This is a genomic window from Streptomyces sp. NPDC020807, from assembly GCF_040641575.1.
GTDB lineage: Bacteria > Actinomycetota > Actinomycetes > Streptomycetales > Streptomycetaceae > Streptomyces.
In genome coordinates, this window is sequence record NZ_JBFADU010000048.1 from 1 (window position 1) to 8061 (window position 8061).

7 protein-coding genes are annotated in these 8061 nt (G+C 72.6%); 5 read left to right on the top strand and 2 right to left on the bottom strand.

Annotated features, from left to right (window positions below):
* Window positions 1–70: 70 nt before the first annotated feature.
* Entirely contained in the window at window positions 71–1840 is a 1770-nt protein-coding gene (locus AB0G79_RS33170; RefSeq protein ID WP_360813181.1) for a hypothetical protein, read from the bottom strand.
* A 253-nt stretch (window positions 1841–2093) separates the two neighbouring features.
* On the opposite strand from AB0G79_RS33170, the gene deoC reads away from it, so the two are divergent.
* From deoC to AB0G79_RS33190, 4 genes are read left to right on the top strand one after another with little or no spacing between them, the layout of a single operon-like run.
* Entirely contained in the window at window positions 2094–3053 is a 960-nt protein-coding gene (deoC, locus tag AB0G79_RS33175) for a deoxyribose-phosphate aldolase (protein WP_360813183.1), read from the top strand.
* 5 nt (window positions 3054–3058) lie between these two features.
* Window positions 3059–4495 (top strand): aldehyde dehydrogenase family protein, encoded by a 1437-nt coding sequence (locus tag AB0G79_RS33180; protein WP_360813185.1) that lies wholly within the window; start codon window positions 3059–3061, stop codon window positions 4493–4495.
* On the top strand, window positions 4488–5384 hold the full coding sequence (locus tag AB0G79_RS33185) for an aldehyde dehydrogenase family protein (RefSeq protein ID WP_360813187.1): 897 nt from the start codon (window positions 4488–4490) through the stop codon (window positions 5382–5384). The genes AB0G79_RS33180 and AB0G79_RS33185 overlap by 8 nt, the downstream gene beginning before the upstream one ends.
* 46 nt (window positions 5385–5430) lie before the next feature.
* Window positions 5431–6816, top strand: coding sequence for a TerD family protein (locus tag AB0G79_RS33190; RefSeq protein ID WP_360813189.1), 1386 nt, complete (start codon window positions 5431–5433; stop codon window positions 6814–6816).
* Window positions 6817–6838: 22 nt separating this feature from the next.
* Here AB0G79_RS33190 and AB0G79_RS33195 read toward each other — a convergent pair whose 3' ends face one another.
* Window positions 6839–7237: a hypothetical protein gene (locus AB0G79_RS33195; protein ID WP_360813191.1), complete on the bottom strand. Its 399-nt coding sequence runs from the start codon at window positions 7235–7237 to the stop codon at window positions 6839–6841.
* A 52-nt stretch (window positions 7238–7289) separates the two neighbouring features.
* Here AB0G79_RS33195 and AB0G79_RS33200 point away from each other — a divergent pair, with 52 nt between their 5' ends.
* Window positions 7290–7985: an ATP-binding protein gene (locus AB0G79_RS33200; protein WP_360813193.1), complete on the top strand. Its 696-nt coding sequence runs from the start codon at window positions 7290–7292 to the stop codon at window positions 7983–7985.
* The last annotated feature ends 76 nt before the right edge of the window (window positions 7986–8061 follow it).

Below are 8061 nucleotides of genomic sequence, written 5' to 3' on the forward strand. Positions count from 1 at the left end.
CCGGCCGGGGCGTGGGTGAGCTCGGGGCGGTGGGTCAGCTCGGGGCGGTGGGTCAGCTCGGGGCGGTGGGTCAGCCGCGCGCGCCGGCCCGGCGGCGGAGGACGACGAAGCCGAGGCCCGCGGCGGCGAGGGAGGCCGCACCGGCGCCCGTCGCGTAGAGGACCGTGGAGTCGGTGTCGGAGGTGCCGAGCTCGGCGCCGGCCGCGACGCCGCCCTGCGGGACGACGGAGGTCTGACCGCCGGTGGTGCCCGTGGAGCCGGTGTTGCCGGTGTTGCTGGTGTTGCCGGAGGTGCCCGTGTTGCCGTTGTTGCCCGTGGGGACGGTGGTGCCGCCCGTGACCGGGTTGAGGGTGCAGCCCTTCGGCAGCTTCGGGAAGGCCTGCGAGCCGCCCTTGCTGCCGACGCCGCCCTCGACCTTGGTGTAGAGCGTCGGGGTGGCGCCGAAGGGGTTGTCGATGCGGGCGATGATCCCGGCGTCCTTCGGCAGCGCGGGGTGCTTGCGGTCGAGCTTCGAGAAGACCGGGGTGTCGTCGCCGGCGTCGTGGAAGGTGGCGGTCGGGCCGTTCGGGCTCATGGTGAGCTCGGCCTCGGTGCCCGCGCCGATGCTGACGGTCGTGGTGACGGTGCACTGGTCGTCACGGGTGTACGGCACGGGGGCGGACTGTCGGGCCGAGCCCGGGATGTAGGCGGCGAGGCCACCGCCCTGCTCCAGGACGACGAGGCCGCCGCCGGTGAAGCGGTAGACCGTGCGGTCGCCCTTCACGTAGGAGACGCCCGTGCCGTGGCCGAGGCGGATCTGCTGGAGGCCCCACCGGCCGTCCTTCTCGACGACCTCCAGGCGGACGCCGTTGGCCAGCTTGTACTGGCCCGGCTTGGCGTGGATGTAGTTGCCGACCCAGCCGTGGGTGCTGCCGTCGGCGTTGAGGACGAAGAAGGCGCCGTTGTTGTTGGCGGCGACCGACCAGTGGTCGGCGTCGAGGGTGCCGACGTTCCTGCCCTTGTAGAACAGCTCGGCGCGGTGGTGGCCTTCGGAGACGCGGTGGATCCGGGCCTCGCCGCCGGTGGGAAGCGCCACGGTGCGGACGTAGCCGCTCGCGGTGAGGAGCTTCGGGGCGGCCTGCCTGGCGGAGCCGGGGACGTAGGCGGCGAAGCCGCCGTCCACGTCCATGACGATGACGTTGCCGCCGAACCGGGCGACCTGGCGGACGCCGCTCACCACGGCGAGCAGCTCGCCGTTGCCCGTGAGGACGTGGCGGCCGGACTTCTCCGTGAGCTCCACGCGGGCGCCGTTCGCGAGCTCGTACGTGCCCGTGGCGGCGCGGACCGGGGTGCGGTTGCCCTTCCAGGAGTACGCCTCGCCGTTCGGGAAGAGGACGACGTACATGTCGCCCCACTTGCCGACGGCCGCCTCGCCGGCGGCGTCCACGGTGCCGACCCGCTCACCCTGCCGGACGACCTCGGCGCGGTAGTGGGCCGCGGAGACCTTGAAGATCTTTGCCTGGTCGCCGTTGGCGAGGGCCACGGTCCGGACGTAGGTGCCGGTCGCCGGCGCGGCCGTGGCCGGCGCGGTCGTGGCCGGCGCCGTCGTCTTCGGGGCCGTCGTGGCCGTGGCCTTCGCGGCCGGTGCCGTGGCCGCCGGGGCCGTGGTCCCAGCGGTCGCCTTCGGCGTCCCGGTGGCCGGAGAATCCGCCTTCGCAGCATCGGTAGCGGTGGTACCGGTCGTGCTGGTCGCGGCCGGGGCCGGGGTGGCCGCGAAGGCGGCGCCCGCGGTGAGGGCCGGGGTGATCGCGACACCCGCGACGACGGCGGTGGCGACGGCGGTGCGAAGGGCGGTGCGCATAACGACTCCTGTGGTGTTCAGGTCAATGGGTAGGTGAGTCGCATGCCGCTTTTTCTCGGTCCGACTGGTTCCGGTGAGGTCTGGCTGGCTGCTGATAAAAATCTAAAGATCTTGTATGCGGGACCGGTCCGCTCCACGTCACAGGCGTGTGACAGGCGTCACTGCCCCCATAGCTGCTGATGTGACCTCGGGCTCGACCGAAGGGCTCCCCTGTACAGGTCGCTACGCGCGTAGATATGCTCGACTGGTGACCATGCCCACCACTGCATCCGCAGCATCCGCATTCGCCGACGTGACCGCGTCCGACGGTGCGCTGCGCCGCTTCCTCCACGGGCTGCCCGGCGTCGACGCCGTCGGCCTGGAGGCGCGCGCCGCATCCCTCGGCACCCGCTCGATCAAGACCACGGCCAAGGCGTACGCCATCGACCTGGCCATTTCCATGATCGACCTGACGACGCTCGAAGGCGCGGACACCCCGGGCAAGGTCCGGGCGCTCGCCGCCAAGGCCGTCAACCCCGATCCGACCGACCGCACGACCCCGAAGACGGCCGCCGTCTGCGTCTACCCGGACATGGTGGCCACCGCCAAGGCCGCCGTCGCGGGCACGGACGTCAAGGTCGCCTCCGTCGCCACCGCCTTCCCGGCCGGCCGCGCCGCGCTCCCCGTGAAGCTCGCGGACACCGCCGACGCGATCGCCGCGGGCGCCGACGAGATCGACATGGTCATCGACCGTGGCGCCTTCCTCGCCGGCCACTACCTGAAGGTCTACGAGGAGATCGCCGCGATCCGGGCGGAGTGCGGCGACCGCGCGCGCCTCAAGGTGATCTTCGAGACCGGCGAGCTCTCCACGTACGACAACATCCGCCGCGCCTCCTGGCTCGGCATGATGGCCGGCGCGGACTTCATCAAGACCTCGACCGGCAAGGTCGCGGTCAACGCCACCCCGGCGAACACCCTCCTCATGCTGGAGGCGGTCCGCGACTTCCGCGCCCAGACCGGCGTCCAGATCGGCGTGAAGCCGGCCGGCGGCATCCGCAACACCAAGGAAGCGATCAAGTTCCTGGTGCTCGTCAACGAGACCGTGGGCGAGGACTGGCTGGACAACCACTGGTTCCGCTTCGGCGCCTCCAGCCTGCTCAACGACCTGCTCATGCAGCGCCAGAAGCTGGCTACCGGCCGCTACTCCGGCCCCGATTACGTGACGGTGGACTGATCAACATGGCATCTGCATTCGAGTACGCGCCGGCGCCCGAGTCCCGGTCCGTCGTCGACATCGCTCCTTCCTACGGCCTCTTCATCGACGGCGAGTTCGTCGACGCGGCCGACGGCAAGGTCTTCAAGACCGTCTCCCCCTCCACCGAGGAGGTCCTCTCCGAGGTCGCCCAGGCGGGCGCCGAGGACGTCGACCGCGCGGTGAAGGCCGCCCGCAAGGCCTTCGAGAAGTGGTCGGCGCTGCCGGGCGCCGAGCGGGGCAAGTACCTCTTCCGCATCGCCCGGATCATCCAGGAGCGCAGCCGCGAGCTGGCCGTCCTGGAGACCCTGGACAACGGCAAGCCGATCAAGGAGACCCGCGACGCGGACCTCCCGCTGGTCGCCGCGCACTTCTTCTACTACGCGGGCTGGGCCGACAAGCTCGACCACGCCGGCTTCGGAGCGAACCCGCGTCCGCTGGGCGTGGCCGGCCAGGTCATCCCCTGGAACTTCCCGCTGCTCATGCTGGCCTGGAAGATCGCCCCGGCGCTCGCGACGGGCAACACCGTCGTGCTCAAGCCCGCCGAGACGACCCCGCTCTCCGCCCTGTTCTTCGCGGACGTCTGCCGCCAGGCCGGGCTGCCGAAGGGCGTCGTCAACATCCTTCCCGGTTACGGGGAGACCGGCGCCGCGCTCGTCGAGCACCCGGACGTCAACAAGGTCGCCTTCACCGGCTCGACCGCCGTGGGCAAGGCCATCGCGCGTTCCGTCGCGGGCAGTGACAAGAAGCTGACCCTGGAGCTGGGCGGCAAGGGCGCCAACATCGTCTTCGACGACGCACCCATCGACCAGGCCGTCGAGGGCATCGTCAACGGCATCTTCTTCAACCAGGGCCAGGTCTGCTGCGCGGGCTCGCGCCTCCTCGTCCAGGAGTCGGTCCAGGACGAGCTGCTGGACAGCCTGAAGCGGCGCCTGTCGACGCTCCGCCTCGGCGACCCGCTCGACAAGAACACCGACATCGGCGCCATCAACTCCTCGGAGCAGCTGGCCCGCATCACCTCCCTCGTCGAGCGCGGCGAGGCGGAGGGCGCGGAGCGCTGGACCGCCCCCTGCGAGCTGCCGTCGGCCGGTTACTGGTTCGCCCCGACGCTCTTCACCGGCGTGACGCAGGCCCACACGGTCGCCCGCGACGAGATCTTCGGCCCGGTCCTCTCGGTGCTGACCTTCCGCACGCCGGACGAGGCCGTGGCGAAGGCCAACAACAGCCAGTACGGCCTGTCCGCCGGCATCTGGACGGAGAAGGGCTCCCGCATCCTCGCGGTCGCCAACAAGCTCCGCGCGGGTGTCGTCTGGGCCAACACGTTCAACAAGTTCGACCCGACCTCGCCCTTCGGCGGCTACAAGGAGTCGGGCTTCGGCCGCGAGGGCGGTCGCCACGGCCTGGAGGCGTACCTCGATGTCTGAGTCTTCCGTGACGCGCCTGAGCGTCTTCAAGACCTACAAGCTGTACGTCGGGGGCAAGTTCCCCCGCTCCGAGAGCGGCCGGGTGTACGAGGTGAGCGACTCGAAGGGCAAGTGGCTGGCGAACGCCCCGCTTTCCTCCCGCAAGGACGCGCGCGACGCGGTCGTCGCCGCCCGCAAGGCCTTCGGCGGCTGGGCGGGCGCGACCGCGTACAACCGCGGCCAGATCCTCTACCGCGTCGCCGAGATGCTGGAGGGCCGCCGGGACCAGTTCGTCCGCGAGGTCGCGGACGCGGAGGGCCTGTCGAAGTCGAAGGCGGCGGCGGTCGTCGACGCGGCGATCGACCGCTGGGTCTGGTACGCGGGCTGGACCGACAAGATCGCCCAGGTCGTCGGCGGCGCCAACCCGGTCGCCGGCCCGTACTTCAACCTCTCCTCGCCGGAGCCGACCGGCGTCGTCACGGTGATCGCCCCCCAGGAGTCCTCCTTCCTGGGCCTGGTCTCGGTGATCGCCCCGGCGATCGCGACGGGCAACACGGTCGTCGTGGTCGCGAGCGAGAAGTCCCCGCTCCCCGCCCTCTCCCTGGGCGAGGTGCTCGCCACCTCCGACCTCCCCGGCGGCGTGGTCAACATCCTCTCCGGCAAGGCCTCCGAGATGGGCCCGCACCTCGCGGCCCACCAGGACGTCAACGCGATCGACCTCACGGGCGCGGACGCCGACCTGGCCCGGGACCTGGAGATCGCGGCGGCGGACAACCTGAAGCGCGTGCTGCGTCCCCGTACCGAGGACTTCGCCGAGTCCCCCGGCACGGACCGCATGACCGCGTTCCTGGAGACCAAGACCGTCTGGCACCCCACGGGTTCGCTGGGCGCGAGCGGCTCCTCGTACTAGGGTCCGCCCCTTGCGCGTGTGCGGTCACCGCACGCAAGATCCGCACATGCTCAGGGGATTGATCAAGGGAGACAACGCCTTCGTCCCGACGGCCGCGCTGCGCGTCGCCGTCGGGACGGGCATCGACGTGGCGGCACTGCTCGTCACCGGCCAGGGCCGGGTCCGGGGAGACGCCGACATCGTGTTCCCCGGCGCGCCGGTGCACGCCTCGGGCGCGGTACGGCTGGCCGAGGACGCGGACGGCACGGTGGTGCTCGCCGCCGACCTCGCCGCCGTCGAGGAGGCCGTGGACCGCGTCCTCCTCGTCGCGTCCACGGACGAGGGCGCCCTGCGGGACGCGCGCGGGCTCTCCGTGCGGGTGTCCGGGCCCGACGGGGCCGCCGTCGTGGCGTACGAGGTGACGGACGCGGGCGACGAGACGGCGATGGTCCTCGCGGAGCTGTACCGCCGCGCGGGCGGCTGGAAGTTCCGGGCGGTGGGCCAGGGGTACGTCGACGGGCTGACCGGCCTGGCAGTGGACCACGGGGTCGAGGCCCCCACCGAGGCCCTCCCGGAACCGGAGGACGCGCTCCCCGAGCCGGCGGACGTGCTCCCAGGGCCGGAGGACACCCTCCCCGAGCCGGCGGACGTGCTCCCAGGGCCGGAGGACACGCTCCCCGAGCCGGCGGACGCGCTCCCGGCGCCGCAGGCGCCCGCGGCCCTTCCTGCGGCCTCCAAGACGGCGTCCCCGCCGGCACAGGTCCCGGCACAGGCGTCGGCACCCGGCCCCGGCCCCGTACTCCCGCCCGCGTCCCTCCCGGAGGCGGCGGACTGGCCGTACGAGGACAACCTCTTCGAGCCGCACACCCTCGAAGGCTCCGGCAACGACGTCCTCTCCGTCGAGGGACTCCCGCCCGGCCCCGTCCTCGTCGACCTCGCCGTCCAGACCGAGGGGCACACGGCCGTCTGGACCCTCACCCAGGCCAACAAGGAGGACGACCTCCTCGTCAACAGCTCGATGAAGGACTGGCGTGGCCGCCTCCTCGCCGTCGTCCCGCCGGGCGGCCGGCTGCGCCTGAAGCTGACGGCCGGCGGTCCCTGGCACGCCCGCGTCCTGCCGCTCGCGGCGGCCCGCCGCCTGACGGAGGACACCCTGGAGTCCTGGGGTCCCGACGTCCTGCTGCACACGGGCGAGGCGACCGACGTCGCCTTCCACTACCGGGGCGACAGCAACTTCATCGTCGACTCGTACGACCTGACGAAGCACAAGGACCCGATCAAGCTCCCGCGCTCCCGCTTCCCGTACATCAACGAGATCGGCCGGCGCCGCGAGGCCCTGCCGATCCCCGGGGGCACGATCCTCGTCCACGTGAAGCGGGGGGACGGCGCCTGGCGCGCGCGGCTGAAGCAGCCGAGCGCGGCGGTGGCCTGGCTGCGCCGGGTCCGCGACTGAGGTCCGGCGTTCCGGGGCGCGCCTAAGGGAGCAGCTGCTGCGTCAGCGGACCCGCCACCGGCAGGTCCGCGACCGCTCCGCCCTTCGTGAGGTGGTCGGTGACGAGGCCCGTGCCGACCGGCTTGAAGTCGGCGACCTGGGTGCCGAGGCCGTTGTCGAGCGGGTCGACGCCCGTGTTGGCCAGCGGGTCCAGCTGGAGGCGGGTCAGCGGGCCCACGCCGTGGGTGACGCCGGCGAGCGCGCCCGCCCCGGCCGCCGACGCGTCCGTCCGGGTCAGCGAGTCGACCGGCAGCGGCACCGGGGCCAGGGCCTGGGCCGCCGCGCCCCCGCCGACCAGCGCGGCGCCCGCCGCCGTGACGGTGAGACCGGCCTTCAGCAGGGCACTGCGACGGGGGGTCCGGTCTTCTGCGTGACGCGCCATGATGGTCCTTCCAGGGGGTGAGGGAACGGGCACCGAGCGTAGTGGGGGTGTGATGCTCGATACCAACGGCCTTCTCCGGTACTCCCCTGGACGGGGGAATGGTTCACACTGGTGTTCCGTGAGCGCCCTCCCGATTCCCACCCGCGTCGTCCTGCTCTCCGGCCCGTCCGGCTCCGGCAAGTCGTCCCTCGCCGCCGTGGCAGGCCTTCCGGTCCTGCGCCTCGACGATTTCTACAAGGAGTGCGACGACCCGTCGCTCCCGATCGTCGACGGCACCTCGGACGTCGACTGGGACTCCCCACGCTCCTGGGACGCGGACGCCGCCGTCGCCGCGATCATCGAGCTCTGCCGTACGGGGCGGACCGAGGTCCCCGTGTACGACATCGCGACCAGCTCCCGGGTCGGCCGGGACCGCCTCGACATCGAGCGGACCCCGCTCTTCGTCGCGGAGGGCATCTTCGCCGCCGAGATCGTGAGCCGCTGCCGCGAGCTCGACGTCCTCGCCGACGCGCTCTGCCTGCGCGGCCGCCCCTCGACGACCTTCCGCCGCCGGCTCGCCCGCGACCTGCGCGAGGGCCGGAAGTCGGTGCCGTTCCTGCTCCGCCGGGGCTGGCGGCTGATGCGCTCGGAGCGGGCGATCGTGGCCCGTCAGACGGCGCTCGGCGCGCACCCGTGCGCGAAGGACGAGGCGCTCGGCCGCCTGGCCGCCGCGGCGGCGGGCCGCCACCGGACGCCGGCCGCGAGCTGACCCCCGCCGAGCCACGCCCCGCGCGAGACCCGCGCCGACACGCGAGAAGCGGGTCGCACAGGCCGGGGGGCCTTGT

What these genes read in the sequence shown, in the direction of transcription:
- AB0G79_RS33195 (WP_360813191.1), bottom strand. Translation starts at nt 7,237, where the DNA reads ATGGCGCGTCACGCAGAAGACCGGACCCCCCGTCGCAGTGCCCTGCTG.
- AB0G79_RS33180 (WP_360813185.1), top strand. Translation starts at nt 3,059, where the DNA reads ATGGCATCTGCATTCGAGTACGCGCCGGCGCCCGAGTCCCGGTCCGTC.
- AB0G79_RS33190 (WP_360813189.1), top strand. Translation starts at nt 5,431, where the DNA reads ATGCTCAGGGGATTGATCAAGGGAGACAACGCCTTCGTCCCGACGGCC.
- deoC (WP_360813183.1), top strand. Translation starts at nt 2,094, where the DNA reads ATGCCCACCACTGCATCCGCAGCATCCGCATTCGCCGACGTGACCGCG.
- AB0G79_RS33185 (WP_360813187.1), top strand. Translation starts at nt 4,488, where the DNA reads ATGTCTGAGTCTTCCGTGACGCGCCTGAGCGTCTTCAAGACCTACAAG.
- AB0G79_RS33200 (WP_360813193.1), top strand. Translation starts at nt 7,290, where the DNA reads ATGCTCGATACCAACGGCCTTCTCCGGTACTCCCCTGGACGGGGGAAT.
- AB0G79_RS33170 (WP_360813181.1), bottom strand. Translation starts at nt 1,840, where the DNA reads ATGCGCACCGCCCTTCGCACCGCCGTCGCCACCGCCGTCGTCGCGGGT.